This window comes from Variovorax sp. P1_H2 (genome assembly GCF_056405295.1).
Genome location: NZ_JBFUCJ010000010.1, coordinates 12,690 through 37,751, shown reverse-complemented (window position 1 = coordinate 37,751; position 25,062 = coordinate 12,690). Strand labels below are relative to the sequence as shown.

Sequence of the window (25,062 nt, the reverse complement as noted above, 5' to 3'; positions counted from 1 at the left end):
CGCGCTCACTTCGAGGCTCCCGCGGGGGCGCTGCTGGCGGCTCCCGGTGCCGGCGCGGCCGTGTCTTTCGAGGCGGATGCGGGCGGCGTGGGCAGCAAGAGCCCCGGCAGGGTGGCGCGGTCCTTGGCGGCCGGATCGGTGGGCAGAACCAGAGGGCCCCTCTGGCCGCAGGCCGTCAGGCCGACCCCAACGAGCGCGAGGCCTAAGGCGCTCACTAGAATTTGGCGAACATTCAACATGGCGAAATTGTAATGACCGACCCCGAGTACATGGACCGCGCAGAAGCCGCGCTTGCAGCGATCGAGCGCAGCTGCGACCGAATCAACGACGAAAGCGACGTCGACATCGACAATCAGCGCGTCGGGGGGATGATCACGATCACGTTCCGCAACGGCAGCCAGTTGATCGTCAACCTGCAGAAGCCGCTGCAGGAGATCTGGCTTGCGGCCCGCTCCGGCGGCTACCACTACCGGCACGACGGCCAGGCCTGGGTCGACACCAAGACCCGCGAGGAGTTCTTCGCCAACCTGTCGCGCGAAGCCACGCTGCAGGCCGGCCAGACCCTCACATTCGCCGCTTGATTCGCGGCCGGCGCAGCCAGGCCCCTTCGTGAAACACCGCGGAACCGGCTTTGCCGGGCCGCTGGTGTTGCCCCCGGCAGGGGGTGGGCGGCTACACAAAGTGAGCCAACCTGGGGGCGAGCCTAATTTCTGAATAGATCGAGGATGCGGCTGCGTTCCTCGACCGGCGCGGGCGCGCTGATCGGCGGCGCGGCAATCGCTTCCGCCGGCTGCGTCGGCCCGCTCTCGACGCCCAGGGCGGCGACGCCGCGGCCCGGTGCGTAGTCGTCGTAGTACCACTCGCCGCCGACATTCACCACGCCCGGCGGCGTCGGCACCTCGGCCACCGGCACGCCCTTGATCGCGGTCTCCATGAAGTTGATCCAGATCGGCAGGCTCAGCCCGCCGCCGGTCTCGCGGTCACCGAGCTTGCGCGGGGTGTCGTAGCCCATCCAGGCCACCGCCGCCATGGTCGGCTGGAAGCCCGCGAACCAGGCGTCGAGCGAATCGTTGGTGGTGCCGGTCTTGCCGTAGATATCGGTGCGCTTGAGCGTCGCCTGCGCCTTGGCCGCGGTGCCGCCGCTGGCCACCGATTGCAGCAGGCTGGCCATCAGGAAGGCATTGCGCTGGGGCACCGCGCGCAGGGTCTCGTTGAGCAGCGGCGGCTGCTTGTCGACCAGCACCTTGTCCTTGTGGTCGGTCACCCGCGTCACGAGGTACGGATTGACGCGATAGCCGCCATTGGCAAACACCGAGTAGGCGGTCGCCATCTGCATCGGCGTCACCGAGCCGGCGCCCAGCGCCATCGGCAGGTAGGCCGGGTGCTTCTCGCGCTCGAAGCCGAAGTTGGTGATCCAGTCCTGCGCGTAGCGCGTGCCGATCGATTGCAGGATGCGGATCGACACCATGTTCTTCGACTTCATCAGCGCCCGGCGCATCGGCATCGGGCCCTCGAAGGTGCCGTCGTAGTTCTTCGGCTCCCAGGGCTGGCCGCCGGTGGTGCCGGCATCGAAGAACAGCGGCGCGTCGTTGATCACGGTGCTGGGCGTGAAACCCTTCTCGAGCGCGGCCGAATAGATGAAGGGCTTGAAGCTCGAGCCCGGCTGGCGCCAGGCCTGCGTCACGTGGTTGAACTTGTTCTTGTCGAAGTCGAAGCCGCCGACCATGGCCTTGACCGCGCCGTCGCGCGGGTCCATGGCCACGAAGGCGCCTTCCACTTCGGGCAATTGAGTGATTTCCCAGCTGCCCTTGGGCGTTTTCACGACCCGGATCACCGCGCCGCGGCGGATCCTGATGTTGGGCGGCGCCTTGTCGGAGAGTCCGGACTGCGCCGGCTTCAGGCCTTCGCCGGTGATCTGCACCGCGTCGCCGTTGCCGCGCACCGCCTGGATCTCCTTCGCGTTCGCCTTCAGCACCACCGCCGACATCACGTCGCCGTTGTCGGGATGCTCGGCCAGCGCGTCGTCCACGGCCTCGTCCAGTTCCTTGGGATTGTTCGGCAGGTCGACGAACTTCTCGGGGCCGCGATAGATCTGGCGCCGCTCGTAGTCCATGATGCCGCGGCGCAGCGCGCGATAGGCCGCGGCCTGGTCGGCGGCGACCAGCGTGGTGTAGACCTTGAGCCCGCGCGTGTAGGTGCTGTCGCCGTACTGGGCGTACATCAACTGGCGCACCGTCTCGGCCACGTACTCGGCATGCAGGCGGGTCGGATCGGCGGCATCGCGCAGGTGCAGGTCTTCCTTGCGTGCGGCTTCGGCCTGCTCGGCCGTGATGAAGCCGGCCTCCTGCATGCGGTCGATCACGTAGAGCTGGCGTCCGCGCGCGCGCGTCGGATTGTTGACCGGGTTGTTGGCGCCCGGCGCCTTCGGCAGGCCGGCCAGCATCGCCGCCTGGGCGATCGTGATGTCCTGCAGCGGCTTGCCGAAATAGGCCTCGGAAGCGGCGGCGAACCCGTAGGCGCGGTTGCCGAGGTAGATCTGGTTCAGGTAGATCTCGAAGATCTGGTCCTTGCTCAGCAGGTGCTCGAGCTTGAAGGTCAGCAGCACTTCGTAGATCTTTCGGGTCAGCGTCTTCTCGGAGCTCAGGTAGACGTTGCGCGCCACCTGCATCGTGATGGTCGAAGCGCCCTGGCTCTTGGCGCGGTTCATGTTGGCGATGCCGGCCCGCAGCATGCCCTTGTAGTCGACGCCGCCATGGTCGTAGAAGCGGGCGTCCTCGGCCGCCAGCACGGCGTCCTTCATCACCTTCGGGATGGTCGCGATCGGGGTCAGGTTGCGGCGTTCCTCGCCGAATTCGCCGATCAGGATTCCCTCGGCCGAAAAGACCCGCAGCGGCAGCTTGGGCCGGTAGTCCGCGAGCTCGGAAATGTCAGGCAGGTTGGGGTAGGCCACCGCGAGCGCGACCGCGATGACGCAGAGCAGCGCGACCGCCCCTGCCACGACCATCCCGAGGCCCCAGAGGATGAAGCGAAGCAACCATGTCAGCCAGGCCGGGCGTTTGGGAACGGGTGCCTTGGCAGGCCCTTTGGGTCGTGAGGTTTCGGGCATTGAGGCGGTTGGAGTCTGAGCGCATTATAAAAAACGCGCCGCCGCTGGACGGCGTCACGGTAGCAGTTAGGACCCAAGTACTCTTATTTGTGACGCAAGTTGCAGTTCTCAACATTCACGTCGACTTTTGACAACGATTGCTCGCTCCCTGGGGATGGGACGCTTGGTTGGGCTTGCACCTTGCTGCTAGCATGCAACCACACGCAATTATTTCCAATCGTTACAAACGGATGGGATCGAACTTGACTGCTCTCGGATCGTTGTTTCGCCGCCAGCCCGCGCCTTTGCTCGGGCTGGACGTCAGTTCGTCCAGCGTCAAGCTGGTCGAGCTGGGCCGTGACGCGAGCGGCAGGCTGGTGCTCGAGCGCTGTGCGATCGAGCCCCTCGAACGCGGCTGGATCACCGACGGCAATGTCGAGAAGTTCGACGAGGTCGCGGAAGCCGTGCGGCGCGTCGTTCGCAAGAGCGGCACCCGCACCAAGAATGTCGCCCTGGCCTTGCCGCCTTCGGCCGTGATCACCAAGAAGATCGTGCTGCCGGGTGGCATGAGCGAGCAGGAACTCGAGATCCAGGTCGAGTCCGAGGCCAACCAGTACATCCCGTTCTCGCTGGACGAAGTCAGTCTCGATTTTTGCGTCATCGGCCAGAGCGCCACTTCGGCCGGCGACGTCGAAGTGCTGATCGCCGCTTCGCGCAAGGAAAAGGTGCAGGACCGCCAGGGCCTGGCCGAGGCCTCGGGCCTCAAGGCGGTGATCCTGGACGTCGAATCGTATGCGTCGCGGCTCGCCACGGCGCGCCTGATCGAGCAGCTTCCGGGCCAGGGCCGGGATGCGGTGGTTGCGCTGTTCGAGGTCGGCGCCTTCACCACCAGCATGCAGGTGCTGCGCAACCAGGAAGTGCTGTACGACCGCGACCAGGCCTTCGGTGGGGCCCAGCTGACGCAGCTGATCGTTCGCCAGTACGGTTTCTCGGCCGAAGAGGCCGAAGCCAAGAAGCGCAGCGGGGACCTGCCCGACGACTACGGCGCCGGCGTGCTCAAGCCCTTCGTGGCCAGCATCGCGCAGGAGATTGCCCGGGCGCTGCAGTTCTTCTTTACCAGCACSCCGCACAACCGCGTCGACTACGTGCTGCTGGCCGGCGGGTCGGCGGCGCTGCCGGGCCTCACCAGTGCGGTTACTCGCCAGACCTCCTTTGCCTGCTCGCTGGTGAACCCCTTCGACGGCATGGAGATCGGCAGTGGCATCCGCGAGAAGAAGGTGCGGCGCGAGGCGCCTTCCTATCTGACTTCCTGCGGCCTGGCGATGCGGAGGTTCCTGCAGTGATCCTGATCAATCTGCTCCCGCACCGGGAAGCCGCGCGCAAGCGCCGGCGCGAGACCTTCTATGCCACGCTGGGCTTCTCGGCCGTGCTGGGCGTCCTCGTCGCGGGTGCCGCCTTCCTCTGGTTCCAGGCCCAGATCTCGAGCCAGCAGTCGAAGAACTCCCTGCTGAAGACCGAGATCACCAAGCTTGAGGCCGAGATCAAGGAAATCTCCACCCTGCAGGCCGAGATCGCCGCCTTGCGGGCGCGCCAGACGGCGGTCGAAGACCTGCAGGGCGACCGCAATCTGCCGGTCCACCTGTTGAACGAGCTGGTGCGGCAACTGCCCGACGGCGTCTACATCACGAGCATGAAGCAGGAAAACCAGACGGTCACGCTGCAAGGCATGGCGCAGTCCAACGAGCGGGTCTCCGAGCTGCTGCGCAACCTCGGCAACAGCAGCCCGTGGCTGGTCAAGCCGGAACTGATCGAGATCACCTCGGCGACGGTGAACCTGAGCGCGCGCGACCAACGGCGCGTCGCGAACTTCAGGATGCGCATCGGCCTCAAGCGGCCGACCGACGCCCAGAAACCCGCCGCCGGCGTGCCGGCGGCCGTCAAGGCGAAGGGGTAAGCGCGCATGGCAAAGAAACGCCCTTCCGAGAGGTTCGACCTGGCGCTGTCCCTGCGGCGCTTCGGCCAGCAGTTCCAGGGCCTGAATCCCAATGATCCGTCGGTCTGGCCGCCGGTGCCGCGCTACGCCTTGTGCGTCGCGGTGGCCGCAGCGGTGCTGGCGGCGCTGTGGTTCGTCTGGCTCACCAACTCGAACGACGAGCTCGAAGCCGAGCGCGCCAAGGAAGTCACGCTCAGGGCGGACTACCAGAAGAAGGTGGCCCAGGCCGCCAATCTCGATCTGCTCAAGAAACAGCGCGAGCAGGTGCAGCAGTACGTCACGCTGCTCGAGAAGCAGCTGCCCAGCAAGGCCGAGATGGATGCCCTGCTGTCGGACATCAACCAGGCCGGGCTCGGGCGCAGCCTGCAGTTCGAGCTGTTCCGTCCGGGCCAGGTGTCCGTCAAGGACTACTACGCCGAGCTCCCGATCGCCGTCCGCGTGACCGGGCGGTACCACGACATGGGCGCCTTCGCCGCCGACATCGCGAACCTGTCGCGGATCGTGACCCTCAACAACATCGGGATCGCGCCGCAGAAGGACGGGGTGCTGGTCATGGATGCCACGGCGCGGACCTACCGCTACCTGGACGAGGAAGAGCAGGCCGCGCAGAAGCGTGCGGCTGCGGCGGCGGCGGGGGCGAAGAAGAAATGAGAACGCTCAGCTTTCTATGGATTGCCGTTGCGGCGGTCGGCCTGACCGGGTGCTTCGGCTCCGAGCAGGAAGACCTCCAGCGCTGGATGGCGGAGCAGCGTGCGCAGGTGAAGCCGAGCGTGCCTCCGATCACCGAGCCGAAAAAATTCACCCCGCAGGCCTACACCGAAGCCGCGGCTGTCGACCCCTTCAACATGCAGAAGCTGACGCAGGCGTTGCGCCGCGACTCGGCCCAGCCCAGCACCTCGGGCCTGATCGCGCCCGAGCTGGCGCGTCGCAAGGAAGCGCTGGAAGCCTTCCCGCTCGACGCGATGGCGATGGTGGGCAGCCTGAGCCGCAGCGGCCAGCCGGTGGCGCTGATCAGCGTCGACAAGCTGCTCTACCAGGTGCGGGTCGGCAACTATCTGGGACTCAATTACGGGCGCATCACCCGTATCAGCGAAACCGAACTCGGCTTGCGTGAAATCGTGCAGGACGCCGCCGGTGAATGGATCGAACGCGTGGCGACGCTGCAGTTGCAAGAGAGGTCGAAATGAACCAACAAAAATCAATGCTGGCGCACTGGCTGCGCGTGGCCGGTGCGGCGGTCGTGGCGTTCGGCGCGGCGGCCGTCGTGCACGCGCAGAATGCGATCGAATCCGTCACGAGTTCGATGCAGTCGGGTGCCGAAGTGGTACGGGTCGATTTCAGCCAGCCGCTGGCCGCGGCGCCGACCGGTTTCGCGATCCAGTCGCCGGCCCGCGTCGCGCTCGACTTCCCGGGCGTCACGAACGCCATCGGCCGCAACGCGATCGAAGTCAACCAGGGCAACCTGCGCTCGGTCAACGTGGTCCAGGCCGGCGAACGCACCCGTCTCGTGCTGAACCTGAAACAGGCCACCGCCTACAAGACCGAGATCCAGGGCAAGTCGCTGCTGATCTCGCTCGAACCGGTGGCCGGTGCCGCGCTGGTCAGCACGGCACCGTCGGCGGCCTTCGCCGAGAACCGCAACCGCGACATGCTGCCGCTGCGCGATGTCGATTTCCGCCTCGGCAGCGACAACACCGGACGCGTGATCGTCGATCTGGCCAACAACCAGGTGGGGGTGGACATCCGCCAGCAGGGCAAGAACCTGGTGGTCGAATTCACCAAGTCGACCTTGCCCGAAGGGCTGCGCCGCCGGCTCGACGTCTCGGATTTCGGCACCCCCGTGCAGCTCGTGACCACCCAGCAGGTCGGCGACCGCGTGCGGATGGTGATCGAGCCGCGCGGCGAGTGGGAGCACAGCGCCTACCAGAGCGAGAACCAGTTCGTGGTCGAGGTGCGCCCACGCAAGATCGACCCGACCAAGCTGACGCAGGGTGCCGGCTACAACGGCGAGAAGCTGTCGCTGAACTTCCAGAACATCGAGGTCCGCTCGCTGCTGCAGGTCATCGCCGACTTCACGAACTTCAACATCGTCACCTCCGACTCGGTCACCGGTTCGCTGACCCTGCGCCTGAAGGACGTGCCGTGGGACCAGGCGCTGGACATCATCCTGCAGGCCAAGAACCTGGGGATGCGCAAGAACGGCAGCGTGCTGTGGATCGCGCCCAAGGACGAGATCAACGCCAAGGAAAAGATGGAGTTCGAGGCCCAGGCCGCGATCCAGAACCTGGAACCTCTGCGCACCCAGTCCTTCCAGCTGAACTACACCAAGGCGCTGCAGATCGCCCAGGGCCTGACCGGCACCGGCGCCTCCAGCGGCGGCGGCAGCGGCACCGCGACCCGCATCCTGAGCCCGCGCGGCAGCGTGATCGCCGAGGCCCGCACCAACCAGCTGTTCGTGTCGGACATTCCGTCGCGGCTGGTGCAGGTGGCCGAACTGATCCAGAAGCTGGACATTCCGGTGCGCCAGGTGCTGATCGAGGCCCGCATCGTCGAAGCCGYCGACACCTTCGGCAAGTCGCTCGGCGTGAAGCTCGGCGGCGGTATCGCCGGCGGCTCGGTCGGATCCGTCAACGGCAGCAACGTCTTCGGCAATGCCGGCGTGATGCCGATCGTCACCCCCGGCCTGAACGGCAACCCCTCCCAGGCCATCACCACCTTCACGAACTCCAACTTCGTGAACCTGCCGTCGACGGGCGTGTCGGGCAACGGCAATGCGCCGGGCACCTTCGCGATCTCGCTGTTCAATTCGACCTTCTCGCGCATGCTGAACCTCGAGATCTCGGCGCTCGAAGCCGACGGCAAGGGCAAGGTGGTGTCGAGCCCCCGCGTCGTGACCGCCGACCAGACCAAGGCGCTGATCGAGCAGGGCACCGAGCTGCCCTACCAGGTCGCGACCTCCAGCGGCGCCACCTCGATCGCCTTCCGCAAGGCCAACCTGAAGCTCGAGGTCACACCGCAGATCACGCCCGAGGGCAACATCATCCTGACGCTCGACGTCAACAAGGACACGGTCGGCCAGATCACGACGGCCGGCTACGCGATCAACACGAAGCACGTGCAGACCGAGGTGCTGGTCGAGAACGGCGGCACGGTCGTCATTGGTGGTATCTTCGAACTCACCGAATCCAACGACGAATCGCGCATCCCGGTGCTCGGTGAAGTGCCCTATCTCGGGGCGCTGTTCCGGACGCGCAATCGCGTTGCAAACAAGACTGAAATGCTCGTCTTTATCACCCCGAAGATGATTACCGATCGCAACGCCGCGCGCTGACGCGCGGCGTTCCCCGCACCGCGTGGCGGTCGCACTCGTCGGCTTGCCCGGCGCCGGCAAATCAGCGATTGGCCGGCGCCTCGCGCAGCGCCTGCAGCTTCCTTTCGTCGACAGCGATCACGTGATCGAGGAGCGGATCGGCTGCTCGATCCGCGACTATTTCGAGCGCGAAGGCGAGGCCAGCTTCCGGGATCTCGAACAATCGGTCATCACCGAACTCGCCGCGGCGCCCCACGGCGTGGTGGCCACCGGTGGCGGCTGCGTGCTGCGGGAGGCCAATCGGCAGGTCCTGCGCGCGCATTTCCACGTCCTCTACCTGCGTTCGCTGCCCGAAGACCTGTTCCGCCGGCTGCGCCACGATGTCAAGCGTCCCTTGCTGCAGGTGGCCGACCCGCTGGGGCGGCTGCGCGAGCTCTACGACGCGCGCGATCCGCTCTATCGCGAGACCGCCCATGAAACGGTCGAGACCGGCCGGCCGTCGATCGCGGCGGTGGTCAACATCATCGTGATGCAGCTCGAGCTTGCCGGGGTCGTGGTGCCCGACGACAACGGGCATCCGCTCGACTGAAAGCCCTCCGGGTTCGTCATGCCGCCGACGGACTGGGCGAGGTCCCTTCGGCATGCACCTAAACTCGGGGGATGCCATTGATCGCCCCCCCCGAACGCGTCGAGATCCAGCTCGGCGAGCGCAGCTACCAGATCCTGATCGGCAGCGGACTGCTCGGCGATGCGCGCCATTTCGCTGCCGTCCCGGCGGCTGCCAGTGCCCTGATCGTCACCAACACCACCGTGGCGCCGCTCTATGCCGCAGCCCTGCGGGAGGCGCTGGCCGGCCGCTACCGGCAGGTGCACGTGCTCGAACTGCCCGACGGCGAGGCGCACAAGGACTGGCAGACCCTGAACCTGATCTTCGACGCCCTGCTCGCCCGCGGCGCCGACCGCAAGACCGTGCTGTTCGCGCTGGGCGGGGGCGTGGTCGGCGACATGACCGGCTTCGCGGCCGCCAGCTACATGCGCGGCGTGCCATTCGTGCAGGTGCCGACCACGCTGCTGGCGCAGGTCGACTCCTCGGTGGGTGGCAAGACCGCGATCAATCACCCGCTGGGCAAGAACATGATCGGCGCCTTCTACCAGCCGCAGCTGGTGCTGTGCGACCTGGCGACGCTGGCGACCCTGCCGCCGCGCGAGCTCAGCGCCGGGCTGGCGGAGGTCATCAAGTACGGCCCGATCTACGACATGGAATTCCTGGCCTGGATCGAAGCCCACATCGATGCGCTCGTCGCCCGCGAACCGGGCGCACTGGCGCACGCGGTCAGGCGCAGCTGCGAAATCAAGGCCGAGGTGGTGGGTCAGGACGAGCGAGAAGCCGGTTTGCGCGCGATCCTCAATTTCGGCCATACCTTCGGCCACGCGATCGAGTCGGGCCTCGGCTACGGCGAGTGGCTGCACGGCGAGGCGGTCGGCTGCGGCATGGTCATGGCGGCGCACCTGTCCCAGCGGCTCGGCGGCATCGATGCCTCCTTCGTCGAACGGCTGACCGCGCTGGTCCGGCGCGCCGGCCTGCCGGTGACCGCGCCTGCGCTCGGCGTCGAGCGCTATCTCGAACTGATGCGCGTCGACAAGAAGTCGGAGGCCGGCGAGATCCGTTTCGTGGTCATCGACAAGCCCGGCTCGGCGGTCGTGCGCGCCGCGCCCGATGCGATGGTGCGCGAGGTGCTGGCGCAATGCGCCACCGCCTGAACGTCCGGGCGGTGCGCCGATGAGCCTCGCGCCCTACGCCAGCGACCCGGCCCGCACGCGCGGCCGGCGCCACGCCGAGGCGCCGGCGCCGACCCGCGACGCCTTCCAGCGCGACCGCGACCGCATCGTGCATTCGACCGCCTTCCGGCGCCTGGTCTACAAGACCCAGGTGTTCCTGAACCACGAAGGCGACCTGTTCCGGACCCGCCTCACGCATTCGCTCGAAGTCGCCCAGCTCGGCCGCTCGATCGCGCGGGCGCTGCGCCTCAATGAGGACCTGGTCGAGGCGATCGCGCTGGCCCATGACCTGGGCCACACGCCGTTCGGCCATGCCGGCCAGGATGCGCTCGATGCCTGCATGCAGGCGCACGGCGGTTTCGAGCACAACCTCCAGAGCCTGCGCGTGGTCGACGCGCTCGAGCACCGCTATCCGCAATACGACGGCCTCAACCTGAGCTTCGAGACTCGCGAAGGGATCCTCAAGCACTGCTCGCGTGCCAATGCCGAGCGGATCGAAGCCGAGGAGCCGGGCGGGGTGGGGCGGCGCTTCATCGATCGCACGCAGCCCGGGCTCGAGGCGCAGCTGTGCAACCTGGCGGACGAAATCGCCTACAACGCGCACGACATCGACGACGGCGTGCGTTCGGGGCTGATCAGCATCGAGCACGTGGGCGAGGTCGGGCTGTTCGATCGCTACCGGCGCGAGGCGCTGGTCGAGCACCCCGGCCTGCAGGGACGGCGCCTGCTCTACGAAACCATCCGCAGGATGCTCAGCGCCCAGGTCTACGACGTCATCGACGCCACCCGCAGCGCACTGGAATCGACCACGCCGGCCGACGCCGACGCGGTGCGCCGAAGCGACCCGCTGGTGCTTTTCAGCGCCACCATGAGAGCGGATTCGACCGAACTCAAGCGCTTCCTGTTCCGCAATCTCTATCGCCATCCGCAGGTGACGCAGACCGCCGACCGGGCGCAGCACGTGGTGCGGGCGCTGTTTGCGGCCTACCTCTCGGATGCCGCCGAATTGCCGGAAGCCTTCGCCTTGCGCGACGACCGCCATCGCGGCGTGGCGGACTACATCGCCGGCATGACCGACCGGTTCGCGATCCGGGAATACGAACGCCTCACGGGGCAGCGGTGGGTCGAATGAGCGGCGCCAGGGTTCCGGTCGCGGTCCTCGCGGTCGTCGCCGGCGGTGTCGCTGCCGCGCTGCACATCGGCAAGCTGCCGCCGGCCGTGCCGGCCCTGCAGCAGACGCTGGGCATCGGCCTGGTGCAGGCGGGATTTCTGCTGTCGCTGGTGCAGGTCGCCGGCATGACGCTCGGTCTCGGCGTCGGTCTTGCGGCCGACACCCTCGGCCTTCGCCGCAGCATGTTGACCGGCCTGGCGCTGCTCAGTCTCGCGAGCGCGCTCGGTGGCGGCGTTGGCGCCTGGGTCGACGATCCGGCCCGGGCCTTCGCCTGGCTGCTCGCGCTTCGAGCGCTTGAAGGCGTCGGCTTCCTGCTGGCCGTGATGCCGGGGCCCGGGCTGATCCGCGCCATTGCGCCGGCCGGTTCGGAAAAAGCCGCGATCGGACTGTGGGGCGCCTACATGCCGCTCGGCGTCGCGCTGGGGCTCCTGTCGGGGCCGGCGCTGATCGCCTGGGTCGGATGGCCGGGCTGGTGGTCGACGCTGGCGACGACATCCGCGGCTGCCGCGGTCTGGGTGGCGCTGGCGGCGCCGGCCGATACCACGCGCCGCGACCCGGGAGCCGCCCGCGTGGCCGAAGGCTGGCCGATCCGTCTGCGGGACACCGTGAGCGCCGAGGGCCCGTGGACGCTGGCACTGGCATTCGCGGTCTACTCGTCCCAGTGGATGGCAGTGATCGGTTTTCTGCCCGCGATCTACGCCGATGCCGGCGTGCCGAGTGGCTGGAACGCGGGGTTGACCGCGCTCGCGGCCGGCCTGAACATCATCGGCAACGTGGTGGGCGGCCGGCTGCTCCAGCAAGGCGTGGCGCCGGTCCGGCTGCTGCGCTGGGGATTTGTCGTGATGGCGCTCGGCAGCGTCGCGGCCTTCGTCCGGATCGGTGCGCCCGAAGCGGCGTGGAGCCTGCCGCCGGCGCTGCGCTATCTGGCGATCTGCCTGTTTTCGCTCGGCGGCGGCATGGTGCCGGCGACCCTGTTCATGCTGAGTGTGCGGCTGGCGCCCGGACCTGCGACCGTCTCGACGACCGTCGGCATGATGCAGCAGGCCTCCTCGTTCGGCCAGTTTGCGGCACCCCCGATGGTGGCCTGGCTCGCGCACCGCGTGGGCGGCTGGCAATGGACCTGGATCGTGACCATTTCGTGCTCGCTCGCGGGCCTGGCCCTCGCAGCCCGGCTTGTGCAGCCTGCTTCCAGGAGGGGCGCCGCATGAGGAACGACGCGACGATTTCGGCCTCGCAGGCCGAGGCCGACACCCGGCGCTGGCTCGAGCGCGCAGTGATCGGGCTCAATCTGTGCCCTTTCGCCAAGGCGGTGCACGTGCGCGGCCAGATCCACTACGCTGCCTATCTGCCGAGCGACGAATCCGGCCTGATCGATGCGATGCTCCTCGAAGCCGAGGCGCTCGCGGCCAGCGCCGCCTCCGAGCGCGACACGACCCTTCTGATGGGACCGAACACCTTGGCCGATTTTCTCGATTTCAACGATTTCACGGCACGCGCCGAGCGGCGCCTGGCGCGCGCGGGCTTCGACGGGCTGCTGCAACTGGCGAGCTTCCATCCGCGCTTCCAGTTCGGCGGCACCGAGGCCGGCGACGTCACGAACTGCACCAATCGCGCACCCTATCCCACGCTGCACCTGCTGCGCGAGGACAGCGTGAGCCGGGCGGTCGATGCCTTTCCGGATGCCGAGGCGATCTTCGGCCGCAACATCCAGACGCTGGAGAATCTGGGCGCGGACGGCTGGGAAAGGCTCGATGTCGGGCCCGGGAGCGCGCGATGAACAAGGCTGCGAAGGCGTCCAGGGCCGAGGCCGAAGTCCGGAGCGAGCTGCGGCCGGGCCAGTCGGTCGAGTTGCTCAAGGAGCTTCACATCCTCACCCGCGAAGGCCGGCTCAACCAGGACTCGCGCCGCAAGCTCAAGCAGGTCTACCACCTGTTCCAGTTCATCGAGAAGCTGCTGCGCGAGCTGCCCGGCGAGGGCGCCCAGGCCACGCTGGCCGACCATGGCGCCGGCAAGTCCTACCTCGGCTTCATCATCTACGACCTGTTCTTCAAGCAGGGCGGGGCCGGCCATGTGTACGGCATCGAGACGCGGGCCGACCTGGTCCAGAAGTCGCGGGCGCTGGCCGAGCGCCTGGGCTTCGACCGGATGGCCTTCCTCAATCTCACGGTGGCCGAATCCGCGACGGCGGCGGAACTGCCGCCGCACATCGATGTCGTGACGGCGCTCCATGCCTGCGACACCGCCACCGACGACGCGATCGCCTTCGGGCTGGCGAAAAAGGCCCGCTTCATGGTGCTGGTGCCTTGCTGCCAGGCCGAGGTCGCCGCCTGCCTGCGCGAATCCAAGGCGCTGGCGCTTTCGCGCACGCCGCTGGCGGAGCTGTGGCGCCATCCGCTGCACACGCGCGAAATCGGCAGCCAGCTCACCAATGTGCTGCGTTGCCTGTACCTCGAAGCCCATGGCTACCAGGTCACCGTGACCGAACTGGTGGGCTGGGAGCACAGCATGAAGAACGAGCTCATCATCGCGCGCCACACGGGCCAGCGCAAAGCCAGCGCGGCCGAACGCCTGCGCGAGCTGCTCGACCAGTTCGGCCTGGCGTCGCTGCTGGAGACCCGCTTCCGGCTGCCCTGAGGCGCGCCGGCCCCGCGACCTTCCCGAAGCCGTTTTCGCCATGGCACGATTGCCCCGCCTCACGCTCGCCGGCCAGCCGCACCACGTCATCCAGCGCGGCAACAACCGGCAGCCCATCTTCATGGACCGTGCCGACCGCGAGATGTTCCTGGGCCTGCTGGGCGAGAACGCCGCCCGCTTCGGCATCGCTCTGCACGCCTATGTGCTCATGGACAACCACTTCCATCTGCTGGCGACGCCGTCGACCGCGGAGGGACTGCCGCAGTGGATGCAGGCGGTGGGGCGGCGCTACGTGCGCTACTTCAACGATCGGCACGGCCGCAGCGGGACCCTGTGGGAAGGGCGCTACAAGTCGACCTTGATCCAGACCGAGCGCTACCTGCTGGCCTGCATGGCGTACATCGACCTGAATCCGGTGCGCGCGGGGATGGTGGCCGAGGCGCGCGACCATCCCTGGTCCAGCCATGCGCACTACGCCGGGCTGGCGCACGACAAGCTGCTGACGCCGCATCCGCTCTACTGGACCCTCGGCAACACGCCTTTCGCGCGCGAGGCCGCCTATGCCGAAATGGTGCGCGCGGGCGTCCCGGTCGCCGCGCAGGCGCTGCTGACCGAGACCACCCTGCACGGCTGGGCTGCCGGCGATCGTGATTTCATCGATTCGTTACAAAAAACCACAGGTCGCCGGACATCGAAAGTGCGCGCTGGCAGGCCGCCGCTGCCCCGAGTGCCCTAGTCGAAAGCAGTCAAAGGCGCACCATTGCTCGTGCTGCTGCTATCGTTATTGATGTGACCCTAATTTTTAGTCGACAGGATTAATCGGGATTTAATTGGAATCTGACCCCAATTAAAGAGTTTGGCATTATTTGTGCAAAGCAATATGCTCCTTTTCCCTGCGAAAACTGAAGGAGCACGCCCCCATGACGACGGCTGCCGAGATCCAGCATCTCCAAGAACACGGTCTTTATTCCGCCGCTGACGAGCACGACGCCTGTGGCGTTGGCTTCGTGGCCCACATCAAGGGCGAAAAGAGCCACGCCATCGTGCTGCAGGGCTTGAAGATTCTCGAGAATTTGGACCACCGCGGCGCAGTGGGCGCTGACAAGCTCATGGGCGACGGCGCCGGCATCCTGATCCAGCTGCCCGACCTGCTCTACCGCGAAGAGATGGCCAAGCAGGGCGTGACCCTGCCGCCGCCCGGCGAATATGGCGTCGGCATGATCTTCCTGCCGAAGGAGCACGCCTCGCGCGAAGCCTGCGAGCAGGAGATGGAGCGCGCCATCAAGGTCGAGGGCCAGGTGCTGCTGGGCTGGCGCGACGTGCCGGTCAACCGCGAGATGCCGATGTCGCCCAACGTGCGCGCCAAGGAGCCGTTGCTGCGCCAGGTGTTCATCGGCCGCGGCAACGACGTGATCGTGCAGGACGCGCTGGAGCGAAAGCTCTACGTGATCCGCAAGACCGCCAGCGCCAACATCCAGCGCCTGAAGCTCAAGCACAGCAAGGAATACTACGTGCCGAGCATGTCGAGCCGCACGGTGGTCTACAAGGGCCTGCTGCTGGCCGACCAGGTCGGCACCTACTACCTCGACCTGCAGGACAAGCGCTGCGTCTCGGCGCTGGGCCTGGTGCACCAGCGCTTCTCGACCAACACCTTCCCCGAGTGGCCGCTGGCCCACCCGTACCGCTACGTCGCCCACAACGGCGAGATCAACACGGTCAAGGGCAACTACAACTGGATGAAGGCGCGCGAGGGCGTGATGTCCTCGCCGGTGCTGGGCGCCGACCTGCAGAAGCTCTATCCGATCAGCTTCCCGGGTCAGTCCGACACCGCCACCTTCGACAACTGCCTCGAGCTGCTGACGATGGCCGGCTACCCGATCAGCCAGGCCGTGATGATGATGATCCCGGAGCCCTGGGAGCAGCATGCGACCATGGATACGCGCCGCCGCGCGTTCTACGAATACCACGCTGCGATGCTGGAGCCCTGGGACGGCCCGGCTTCGATCGTCTTCACCGACGGCCGCCAGATCGGCGCCACGCTCGACCGCAACGGCCTGCGGCCGTCGCGCTACTGCGTGACCGATGACGACTTGGTCATCATGGGCTCCGAATCCGGCGTGCTGCCGGTGCCGGAGCAGAAGATCGTCCGCAAGTGGCGGCTGCAGCCCGGCAAGATGTTCCTGATCGACCTCGAGCAGGGCCGCATGATCGACGACGAGGAAGTCAAGGCGACGCTGGCCAACAGCAAGCCCTACAAGCAGTGGATCGAGAACCTGCGCATCAAGCTCGACAGCGTCGAAGCCGAGACCGTGCAGGCGCCGACGAGCCCGGTCAGCCTGCTCGATCGCCAGCAAGCCTTCGGCTACACCCAGGAAGACATCAAGTTCCTGATGAGCCCGATGGCCGCGGCCGGCGAGGAGGGCATCGGCTCGATGGGCAACGACAGCCCGCTGGCCGTGCTCTCGAACAAGAACAAGCCGCTCTACAACTACTTCAAGCAGCTGTTCGCGCAGGTGACGAACCCGCCGATCGACCCGATCCGCGAGGCGATCGTGATGTCGCTGGTGTCCTTCGTCGGGCCGAAGCCGAACCTGCTGGACATCAACCAGGTCAACCCGCCGATGCGGCTCGAGCTGAGCCAGCCGATCCTCGACTTCGCCGACATGGCGAAGCTGCGCGACATCGGCACCTACACGCAGGGCAAGTTCAAGAGCTACACGCTCGACATCACCTATCCGCTGGCCTGGAGCGATGAAGGCGTGGAAGCCAAGCTGGCCTCGCTGTGCGCCGAGGCGGTCGATGCGATCAAGGGCGGCCACAACATCTTGATCGTCAGCGACCGCAACGTCGGGCCGGCGCAAGTCGCGATCCCCGCCCTGCTGGCGCTGTCGGCGATCCACCAGTACCTGGTGCGCGAAGGCTTGCGCACCACGGCCGGCCTGGTGGTCGAGACCGGGTCGGCGCGCGAGGTGCATCACTTCGGCGTGCTCGCGGGCTACGGCGCGGAGGCCGTGCACCCGTACCTGGCGATGGAAACGCTGGCCGCGATGCACGAGGACCTGTCGGGCGACCTGAGCGCCGAGAAGGCGATCTACAACTACGTCAAGGCGGTCGGCAAGGGTCTGTCGAAGATCATGTCGAAGATGGGTGTCAGCACCTACATGAGCTATTGCGGCGCCCAGCTGTTCGAGGCCATCGGCCTGAACACCGAAACGGTCGACAAGTACTTCACCGGCACCGCGAGCCGGGTGCAGGGCATCGGCGTGTTCGAGATCGCCCAGGAAGCGATCCGCATGCACAAGGCGGCCTTCAGCGACGACCCGGTGCTCGCCCACATGCTCGACGCCGGCGGCGAGTACGCCTGGCGCACCCGTGGCGAGGAGCACATGTGGACGCCGGACGCGATCGCCAAGCTGCAGCACAGCACGCGCGCCAACAACTTCAGCACCTACAAGGAATACGCGCAGCTGGTCAACGACCAGAACCGCCGCCATCTCACGCTGCGCGGCCTGTTCGAGTTCAAGATCGATCCGGCCAAGGCCATTTCCGTGGACGAGGTCGAGCCGGCCGCCGAGATCGTCAAGCGCTTCGCCACCGGCGCGATGTCGCTCGGCTCGATCAGCACCGAGGCGCACTCGACGCTTGCGATCGCGATGAACCGCATCGGCGGCAAGAGCAACACCGGCGAGGGTGGCGAAGACCCCAACCGCTACCGCAACGAGCTCAAGGGCATTCCGATCAAGGTGGGCGACACGCTCAAGAGCGTGATCGGCGAGGCCAACGTCGAGGTCGACCTGCCGCTGAAGGATGGCGACTCGCTGCGCTCGAAGATCAAGCAGGTCGCGTCGGGCCGCTTCGGCGTCACCGCCGAGTACCTCTCGTCGGCCGACCAGCTGCAGATCAAGATGGCGCAGGGTGCCAAGCCCGGCGAGGGCGGCCAGTTGCCGGGTGGCAAGGTCTCCAACTACATCGGCCAGCTGCGCTATTCGGTACCCGGTGTCGGCCTGATCTCGCCGCCGCCGCACCACGACATCTACTCGATCGAAGACCTGGCCCAGCTGATCCACGACCTGAAGAACGTCGCGCCGCATGCCAGCGTCAGCGTCAAGCTGGTCAGCGAGGTCGGCGTCGGCACGATCGCGGCCGGCGTCGCCAAGTGCAAGAGCGACCACGTCGTGATCGCCGGCCATGACGGCGGCACCGGCGCCTCGCCCTGGTCGTCGATCAAGCATGCCGGCAGCCCGTGGGAAATCGGCCTGGCCGAAACGCAGCAGACCCTGGTGCTGAACCGCCTGCGCGGCCGCATCCGGGTACAGGCCGACGGCCAGATGAAGACCGGCCGCGACGTCGCCATCGGCGCGCTGCTGGGCGCCGACGAGTTCGGCTTCGCGACCGCGCCGCTGGTGGTCGAGGGCTGCATCATGATGCGCAAGTGCCACCTGAACACCTGCCCGGTCGGCGTCGCGACGCAGGACCCGGTATTGCGCCGGAAGTTCTCGGGCAAGCCCGAGCACGTGGTGAACTTCTTCTTCTTCGTGGCCGAGGAAGTGCGCCAGATCATGGCCCAGCTCGGCATCCGCAAGTTCGACGACCTGATCGGCCGTTCCGACCTGCTCGACACCAAGACCGGCATCGAGCACTGGAAGGCCCGCGGCCTCGACTTCAGCCGTCTGTTCGCGCAGCCCAACGTGCCGGCCGACGTGCCGCGCTTCCATGTCGAGAACCAGGACCACGGCCTCGAGAAGAGCCTCGACGTCAAGCTGATCGAGCGCTCGCGCCCGGCCATCGACAAGGGCGAGAAGGTGCAGTTCATCGAGGTGGCGCGCAACGTCAACCGCTCGGTCGGCGCCATGCTTTCGGGCGCGCTGACCAAGGTGCATCCGCAGGGCCTGCCCGACGACTCGATCCGGATCCAGCTCGAAGGCACGGGCGGCCAGTCCTTCGGCGCCTTCCTGGCGCGCGGCATCACGCTGTACCTGATCGGCGACGCCAACGACTACACCGGCAAGGGCCTGTCGGGCGGCCGCGTGGTGGTGCGTCCGAGCCTGGACTTCCGCGGCGAGGCGGCGCGCAACACCATCGTCGGCAACACGGCGCTGTACGGCGCGACGACCGGCGAGGCCTACCTCTGCGGCGTCGCCGGCGAGCGCTTCGCGGTGCGGTTGTCGGGGGCCACCGCGGTGGTCGAAGGCACCGGCGACCATGGCTGCGAGTACATGACCGGCGGCACGGTCGCGGTGCTCGGCAAGACCGGGCGCAACTTTGCGGCCGGCATGAGCGGCGGCGTCGCCTTCGTCTACGACGAGGACGGCCAGTTCGCCTCGCGCTGCAACCTCTCGATGGTGTCGCTCGACAAGGTGCTGACCTCGGCCGAGCAGACCGCCAGCGTGCATCGCAAGGTCTGGCACGAAGGCGAGACCGACGAGGCGCAGCTGCGCAAGCTGCTCGAGGAGCACCACCGCTGGACCGGCAGCAAGCGCGCGCGCGAACTGCTCGACAACTGGGCCGTCTCGCGGACCAAGTTCGTCAAAGTCTTCCCGAACGAATACAAGCGCGCGCTGGCCGAGATCCACGACCGCGAGGTCGAGCTCACCAGCAGCGGCAACAACGCGCATGCGGGCATGGAGCCGCATGCGGCCGCCAAGCCGGTGGCGGCGGTCTGAGCAGCGACAACGAATAGAACAGGAAAGCACGATGGGAAAAATCACCGGCTTCATGGAGCACGAGCGCATCGAGGAGGGCTACAAGCCCGTCGAGGAGCGGGTCAAGCATTACAAGGAATTCGTGGTCGGCCTCGACGAGGCGCAGGCCAAGGTGCAGGGCGCGCGCTGCATGGACTGCGGCACGCCGTTCTGCAACAGCGGCTGCCCGGTCAACAACATYATTCCGGACTTCAACGATCTGGTGTATCGCAGCGACTGGGAAAGCGCCTTCGTGGTGCTCGATTCGACCAACAACTTTCCCGAGTTCACCGGCCGCATCTGTCCTGCACCCTGCGAGGCCGCCTGCGTCCTGAACGTCAATGACGATCCGGTCGGCATCAAGTCGATCGAGCACGCGATCATCGATCGTGCCTGGGACGAAGGCTGGGTCGCGGCCCGGCYGGCCAAGCACAAGACCGGCAAGAAGGTCGCGGTGGTCGGCTCCGGCCCGGCCGGCATGGCGGCGGCGCAGCAGCTGGCGCGCGTCGGCCACGACGTCACGCTGTTCGAGAAGAACGACCGCATCGGCGGCCTGCTGCGCTATGGCATTCCCGATTTCAAGATGGAGAAGGTGCACATCGATCGCCGCGTCGAGCAGATGAAGGCCGAAGGCGTGAGCTTCCGCACCGGCGTGATGGTCGGCGCGGCCAAGGATCCGCTGGGCAAAGGCTCCAAGGTCACCAACTGGGCCAAGGAAACCGTCACGCCCGAACAGCTCGGCAAGGAATTCGATGCGGTGCTGCTGACCGGCGGTGCCGAGCAGTCGCGCGACCTGCCGGTGCCCGGCCGCGACCTCGACGGCATCCATTTCGCGATGGAGTTCCTGCCGCAGCAGAACAAGGTCAACGCCGGCGACAAGGTCAAGGGCCAGTTGCGCGCCGACGGCAAGCACGTGATCGTGATCGGCGGCGGCGACACCGGCTCCGACTGCGTGGGCACCAGCAACCGCCATGGCGCGGCCAGCGTGACCCAGTTCGAGCTGATGCCGCAGCCGCCCGAGGAAGAGAACCGCCCGCTGACCTGGCCCTACTGGCCGTACAAGCTGCGCACCAGTTCGAGTCACGAAGAGGGCTGCGAGCGCGAGTTCGCGATCTCGACCAAGGAATTCATCGGCGAGAAGGGCAAGCTCACCGGCCTCAAGACGGTCCGCGTCGAGTGGAAGGACGGCAAGATGGTCGAGGTCGCCGGCAGCGAGCAGGTGCTCAAGGCCGACCTGGTGCTGCTGGCCATGGGCTTCGTGAGCCCGGTCGCCAGCGTGCTGGATGCCTTCGGCGTCGAGAAGGACGCCCGCGGCAATGCCAAGGCGAGCGTCGACTTCATCGGCGGCTATGCGACCAACGTGCCGAAGGTCTTCGCCGCCGGCGACATCCGCCGTGGCCAGTCGCTGGTGGTGTGGGCGATCCGCGAAGGCCGCCAGGCTGCGCGCTCGGTCGACGAATTCCTCATGGGCTTCAGCGACCTGCCGCGCTGAACTGACCCCCACGCTCCCTCACTGCGTGTGGTCGCTGCCCCCCGAGGGGGCGCAGGCCGCCTTGGGGCGGCCCGGCGCCGGCCTGGGCCCCCACGCTCCCCGCTTCGTGTGGTTCGCTGCCTCTCGAGGGGGCGCGTGCCTGCCTTGGGGCGGTCGGCGCGGGCAAGCTTCGTGCTTCCCTTATCATTGAGCGTTACCGCGAGCCGGGATGTCCTCAGGGGTGCCCCGGCTTTTTCATTGTCATGAATCCTGCACCTTCCTCTTCCCTCGTTGAATTCCGCGACGTCGCCTTCGGCTACGGCGATCGCGCGATCCTCGACGGCGTCTCGTTCTCGGTGCCGCGCGGCAAGGTGACGGCATTGATGGGCGCTTCGGGCGGCGGCAAGACCACCGTGCTGCGCTTGATCGGCGGCCAGGTGCGTGCGCGCCGCGGCCAGGTGCTGGTCAACGGCGAGGATGTGGGCCAGTTGGCACCCGAAGCGCTCTATGCGGCCCGGCGCCGCATGGGCATGCTGTTCCAGTTCGGCGCGCTCTTCACCGACATGAGCGTGTTCGACAACGTGGCTTTTCCGCTGCGCGAGCACACGCGCCTGTCCGAAGGGCTGGTCCGCGACATCGTGCTGATGAAGCTCGACGCGGTCGGCCTGCGCGGCGCGCGCGAACTGATGCCCAGCGAGGTGTCGGGCGGCATGGCGCGGCGCGTGGCGCTGGCGCGCGCGATCGCGCTCGACCCCGACCTCGTCATGTACGACGAACCTTTCGCCGGCCTCGACCCGATCTCGCTCGGCACCGCGGCGCGGCTGATCCGGCAGCTCAACGACACGCTGGGCCTCACCAGCGTGGTCGTGTCGCACGACCTCGACGAGACCTTCCACATCGCCGACCACGTGATCATCCTGGCCAATGGCGGCATTGCCGCGCAGGGCAAGCCGCAAGAGGTGCGCGTCAGCACCGATCCGCTGGTCCACCAGTTCGTCAATGCGCTGCCCGAGGGGCCGGTGCACTTCCACTATCCCGCGGTCGGCGTCGAGGCCGATTTCGGCAATGCGCAGGGGGGACGCGAATGAGCTGGTACAAGCCGGCCGACGTGGGCTTCGCCGTGCGAAGCAAACTGGCCGACCTCGGGCTCGGCGCGCGCCTGTTCCTGCAGCTCCTGCTGCGTGGTGCGCACAGCCTGCGCCGTTTCGGGCTGGTGCGCGACCAGGTCCACTTCCTGGGCAACTATTCGCTGGCGATCATCGCCGTCTCGGGACTGTTCGTCGGCTTCGTGCTGGGGCTGCAGGGGTACTACACGCTGCAGCGCTACGGCTCGTCGGAGGCGCTGGGCCTGCTGGTTGCACTGAGCCTGGTGCGCGAGCTCGGCCCGGTGGTGGCGGCGCTGCTGTTCGCGGGCCGCGCCGGCACCTCGCTCACCGCCGAGATCGGCCTCATGAAGGCGGGCGAGCAACTCAGCGCCATGGAGATGATGGCGGTCGATCCGGTGCAGCGCATCCTGGCGCCGCGCTTCTGGGGCGGCGTGATCACCATGCCCTTGCTGGCGGCGGTGTTCAGCGCGGTCGGCGTGATCGGCGGCTACGTGGTGGGCGTGCTGATGCTGGGCGTCGACTCCGGGGCCTTCTGGGGCCAGATGCAGGGTGGCGTCGATGTCTGGCGCGACGTCGGCAACGGCGTCGTCAAGAGCATCGTCTTCGGCGTCGCCGTGACCTTCATCGCGCTGCTGCAGGGCTACCAGTCGCAGCCGACGCCCGAGGGCGTGTCGCGCGCCACCACGCGCACGGTGGTGGTCGCCTCGCTCAGCGTGCTCGGGCTCGATTTCATGCTGACCGCCATGATGTTCAGCATTTAGGCGGCCCTAGGCCAATCGTTCAGAGAGAGTGCAACACATGCAACGTTCCAACAATGACATCTGGGTCGGCCTGTTCGTGCTGATCGGCGGCGCCGCGCTGCTCTTCCTGGCGCTGCAGTCGGCCAACCTTCTGGGCCTGAACTTCCAGAAGACCTACAACGTGACCGCGCGCTTCGACAACATCGGCGGCCTCAAGCCGCAGACCGCAGTCAAGAGCGCCGGGGTGGTGGTCGGACGCGTCGAAGCCATCACGTTCGACGACAAGAACTTCCAGGCGGCCGTGACGCTGGCGCTGCAGAACCGCTACAGTTTCCCCAAGGACAGCTCCTTCAAGATCCTGACCAGCGGCCTGCTCGGCGAGCAGTACATCGGGATCGAAGCCGGCGCCGACGAAAAGACCCTTCAAGCCGGCGATGTCGTGACCGATACCCAATCAGCCGTCGTGCTGGAAAATCTGATCAGCCAGTTCCTCTACAGCAAGGCGGCAGAAGGAAGCACTCCATCCGGTCCCGCTCCCGCCAACAACAAGAAATGAAACCACGATCTTCTTTCGCCGGCTCGGCCGCGCGTGCCCGCTTCGCCACCGGCGTGCGCGCGACATTCGCCGCTGGCGTCCTCGTTCTCGCCACGGGTTGTGCGACCGGTCCGAACGCCAACCCCGCGGACCCCCTTGAGCCGCTCAATCGACAGGTCTATCGCTTCAACAACGCGCTCGACGACGCGCTGCTGAAGCCGGCCGCGACGGCCTATGTCAAGGTTCTGCCCTCGCCGATCCGCACCGGCGTGAACAACTTCTTCGGCAATCTGTCGGACGTCTGGAGTTTTGCCAACAGCGTGGCGCAGCTGAAGCTCCAGGACAGTGCCCAGACCTTCATGCGCGTGAACGTCAACACGGTCTTCGGCCTCGGCGGCGTGCTGGACGTGGCCACCGAGCTCGGCATCGACCGCCACAGCGAGGACTTCGGCCAGACGCTGGGCCGCTGGCGTGTTCCGGCGGGCCCGTACCTGGTGCTGCCGCTCCTGGGCCCGTCGACCCTGCGCGACACCGTCGCGCTGCCGGTCGATGTGCAAGGCGATCTGGTCAGCCAGATCGCCGACATCCCGGTGCGCAATTCGATGTACGCTCTGCGCCTGATCGACATCCGCGCCAACCTGCTGCGGGTGGGGCAGTTGCTCGAGGACGCGGCGCTCGACCGATACACCTTCACCCGTGATGCCTTCCTGCAGCGCCGACGCAGTGAAGTTCACGATGGAAATCCGCCCGACGACGGCAACTAGGGGCGGTCGCGCCCGACCCGGCTTCGTTGCATTCGGTCGCAGCACCTGGTGCGCGCCGTGGAACCCCGCCGGTGTCGCAGGGCTCCAACCCGTCAGGGCGTTTGCCCGACTTTTGATACAAGGGATTGACTCGATGAACCAGAATCTTCAACGCCGTGCATTGGGACGCCTGGCGCTCGCCGGCCTGCTGCTGGTCGGCGCCGCGGTCGGATTCGTGCCGGCGGCCCAGGCCGCCGACGAGGCGCCCGATGTCCTGATCAAGCGCCTGTCTTCGGACGTGCTGGACACCATCAAGGCCGACAAGTCGATCAAGGCCGGCGACATCGGCAAGATCATGCAGCTGGTCGACAGCAAGATCATGCCGAACGTGAATTTCCTGCGGATGACGTCTTCGGCCGTCGGCCCGGCCTGGCGCCAGGCCACGCCGGAGCAGCAGAAGCGCCTCGAGGAAGAGTTCAAGACCTTGCTGGTGCGCACCTACGCGGGTGCGCTCGACCAGGTCAGCGACCAGACGGTGAGCGTGCGCCCCTTCCGTGGCTCGCCCGACGACAAGGAAGTGCTGGTGCGCACCGAAGTCAAAGGCAGCGGCGATCCGGTGCAACTCGACTATCGGCTCGAGAAGACCCCGGGGGAGGCCGGCGGCTGGAAGATCTACAACATCAACGTGCTGGGCGTGTGGCTGGTGGATACCTACCGCACCCAGTTCGCGCAGCAGATCAACAGCAAGGGCATCGACGGCTTGATCGCCGTCCTGGAAGCGCGCAACAAGAACAACGGCAAGAGCTGAGTCGGC

22 protein-coding genes are annotated in these 25,062 nt (G+C 67.1%); 20 read left to right on the top strand and 2 right to left on the bottom strand.

Features of this window, described 5'->3' with window-relative positions; translation table 11 throughout:
• Positions 1-5 precede the first annotated feature (5 nt).
• Positions 6-239: an LPS translocon maturation chaperone LptM gene (lptM, locus tag AC1D2E_RS05990; RefSeq protein WP_478196550.1), complete on the bottom strand. Its 234-nt coding sequence runs from the start codon at positions 237-239 to the stop codon at positions 6-8.
• A 12-nt stretch (positions 240-251) separates the two neighbouring features.
• Between lptM and cyaY the strand changes: the two genes are divergently transcribed.
• A complete protein-coding gene (gene cyaY / locus AC1D2E_RS05985; protein ID WP_478196549.1) occupies positions 252-581 on the top strand; it encodes an iron donor protein CyaY in 330 nt (109 codons plus the stop codon).
• Between the two features lie 122 nt (positions 582-703).
• Here the strand turns inward: cyaY and AC1D2E_RS05980 are convergent, their stop codons facing one another.
• On the bottom strand, positions 704-3,106 hold the full coding sequence (locus AC1D2E_RS05980; protein WP_478196548.1) for a penicillin-binding protein 1A: 2,403 nt from the start codon (positions 3,104-3,106) through the stop codon (positions 704-706).
• 242 nt (positions 3,107-3,348) lie between these two features.
• On the opposite strand from AC1D2E_RS05980, the gene AC1D2E_RS05975 reads away from it, so the two are divergent.
• The 19 genes from AC1D2E_RS05975 to AC1D2E_RS05885 all read left to right on the top strand — a co-directional run bounded on the left by AC1D2E_RS05975 (position 3,349) and on the right by AC1D2E_RS05885 (position 25,056).
• Positions 3,349-4,428, top strand: a complete 1,080-nt coding sequence (locus AC1D2E_RS05975; RefSeq protein WP_478170767.1) for a pilus assembly protein PilM — start codon at positions 3,349-3,351, stop codon at positions 4,426-4,428.
• Positions 4,425-5,039, top strand: coding sequence for a PilN domain-containing protein (locus tag AC1D2E_RS05970; protein ID WP_478196547.1), 615 nt, complete (start codon positions 4,425-4,427; stop codon positions 5,037-5,039). Before AC1D2E_RS05975 ends, AC1D2E_RS05970 begins: the two co-directional genes overlap by 4 nt.
• 6 nt (positions 5,040-5,045) lie before the next feature.
• Complete coding sequence (locus tag AC1D2E_RS05965) at positions 5,046-5,729, top strand: type IV pilus inner membrane component PilO (protein WP_478196546.1); 684 nt, start codon at positions 5,046-5,048, stop codon at positions 5,727-5,729.
• Positions 5,726-6,265, top strand: a complete 540-nt coding sequence (locus tag AC1D2E_RS05960; RefSeq protein WP_478196545.1) for a pilus assembly protein PilP — start codon at positions 5,726-5,728, stop codon at positions 6,263-6,265. Before AC1D2E_RS05965 ends, AC1D2E_RS05960 begins: the two co-directional genes overlap by 4 nt.
• On the top strand, positions 6,262-8,409 hold the full coding sequence (locus AC1D2E_RS05955; RefSeq protein WP_478196544.1) for a type IV pilus secretin PilQ: 2,148 nt from the start codon (positions 6,262-6,264) through the stop codon (positions 8,407-8,409). The genes AC1D2E_RS05960 and AC1D2E_RS05955 overlap by 4 nt, the downstream gene beginning before the upstream one ends.
• 22 nt (positions 8,410-8,431) lie before the next feature.
• Positions 8,432-8,977 (top strand): shikimate kinase, encoded by a 546-nt coding sequence (locus tag AC1D2E_RS05950; RefSeq protein ID WP_478196543.1) that lies wholly within the window; start codon positions 8,432-8,434, stop codon positions 8,975-8,977.
• Positions 8,978-9,048: 71 nt separating this feature from the next.
• The gene (gene aroB, locus AC1D2E_RS05945) at positions 9,049-10,149 is read left to right on the top strand and encodes a 3-dehydroquinate synthase (protein ID WP_478196542.1); all 1,101 of its coding nucleotides are present in this window, start codon (positions 9,049-9,051) and stop codon (positions 10,147-10,149) included.
• Between the two features lie 19 nt (positions 10,150-10,168).
• Positions 10,169-11,299, top strand: a complete 1,131-nt coding sequence (locus tag AC1D2E_RS05940; protein ID WP_478170774.1) for a deoxyguanosinetriphosphate triphosphohydrolase — start codon at positions 10,169-10,171, stop codon at positions 11,297-11,299.
• Positions 11,296-12,546, top strand: coding sequence for an MFS transporter (locus AC1D2E_RS05935; protein ID WP_478196541.1), 1,251 nt, complete (start codon positions 11,296-11,298; stop codon positions 12,544-12,546). Before AC1D2E_RS05940 ends, AC1D2E_RS05935 begins: the two co-directional genes overlap by 4 nt.
• Complete coding sequence (locus AC1D2E_RS05930; RefSeq protein ID WP_478196540.1) at positions 12,543-13,115, top strand: DUF1415 domain-containing protein; 573 nt, start codon at positions 12,543-12,545, stop codon at positions 13,113-13,115. The genes AC1D2E_RS05935 and AC1D2E_RS05930 overlap by 4 nt, the downstream gene beginning before the upstream one ends.
• On the top strand, positions 13,112-13,972 hold the full coding sequence (locus AC1D2E_RS05925; RefSeq protein ID WP_478196539.1) for a class I SAM-dependent methyltransferase: 861 nt from the start codon (positions 13,112-13,114) through the stop codon (positions 13,970-13,972). The genes AC1D2E_RS05930 and AC1D2E_RS05925 overlap by 4 nt, the downstream gene beginning before the upstream one ends.
• Positions 13,973-14,012: 40 nt before the next feature.
• The gene (locus tag AC1D2E_RS05920) at positions 14,013-14,708 is read left to right on the top strand and encodes a transposase (RefSeq protein WP_478196538.1); all 696 of its coding nucleotides are present in this window, start codon (positions 14,013-14,015) and stop codon (positions 14,706-14,708) included.
• A gap of 184 nt (positions 14,709-14,892) precedes the next feature.
• A complete protein-coding gene (locus tag AC1D2E_RS05915) occupies positions 14,893-19,635 on the top strand; it encodes a glutamate synthase-related protein (protein ID WP_478196537.1) in 4,743 nt (1,580 codons plus the stop codon).
• 31 nt (positions 19,636-19,666) lie between these two features.
• Positions 19,667-21,145 (top strand): glutamate synthase subunit beta, encoded by a 1,479-nt coding sequence (locus tag AC1D2E_RS05910; RefSeq protein ID WP_478196536.1) that lies wholly within the window; start codon positions 19,667-19,669, stop codon positions 21,143-21,145.
• A 242-nt stretch (positions 21,146-21,387) separates the two neighbouring features.
• Positions 21,388-22,212, top strand: a complete 825-nt coding sequence (locus tag AC1D2E_RS05905) for an ABC transporter ATP-binding protein (protein ID WP_478196535.1) — start codon at positions 21,388-21,390, stop codon at positions 22,210-22,212.
• Positions 22,209-22,991 carry a lipid asymmetry maintenance ABC transporter permease subunit MlaE gene (gene mlaE / locus AC1D2E_RS05900; RefSeq protein ID WP_478170782.1) on the top strand — a complete coding sequence of 261 codons (783 nt, stop codon included), beginning with the start codon at positions 22,209-22,211 and terminating at the stop codon, positions 22,989-22,991. The genes AC1D2E_RS05905 and mlaE overlap by 4 nt, the downstream gene beginning before the upstream one ends.
• A gap of 37 nt (positions 22,992-23,028) precedes the next feature.
• A complete protein-coding gene (gene mlaD / locus AC1D2E_RS05895) occupies positions 23,029-23,526 on the top strand; it encodes an outer membrane lipid asymmetry maintenance protein MlaD (protein WP_478196534.1) in 498 nt (165 codons plus the stop codon).
• Positions 23,523-24,269 (top strand): MlaA family lipoprotein, encoded by a 747-nt coding sequence (locus AC1D2E_RS05890; RefSeq protein ID WP_478196533.1) that lies wholly within the window; start codon positions 23,523-23,525, stop codon positions 24,267-24,269. The genes mlaD and AC1D2E_RS05890 overlap by 4 nt, the downstream gene beginning before the upstream one ends.
• Positions 24,270-24,402: 133 nt before the next feature.
• Positions 24,403-25,056, top strand: a complete 654-nt coding sequence (locus AC1D2E_RS05885) for an MlaC/ttg2D family ABC transporter substrate-binding protein (RefSeq protein ID WP_478196532.1) — start codon at positions 24,403-24,405, stop codon at positions 25,054-25,056.
• Positions 25,057-25,062 lie beyond the last annotated feature (6 nt).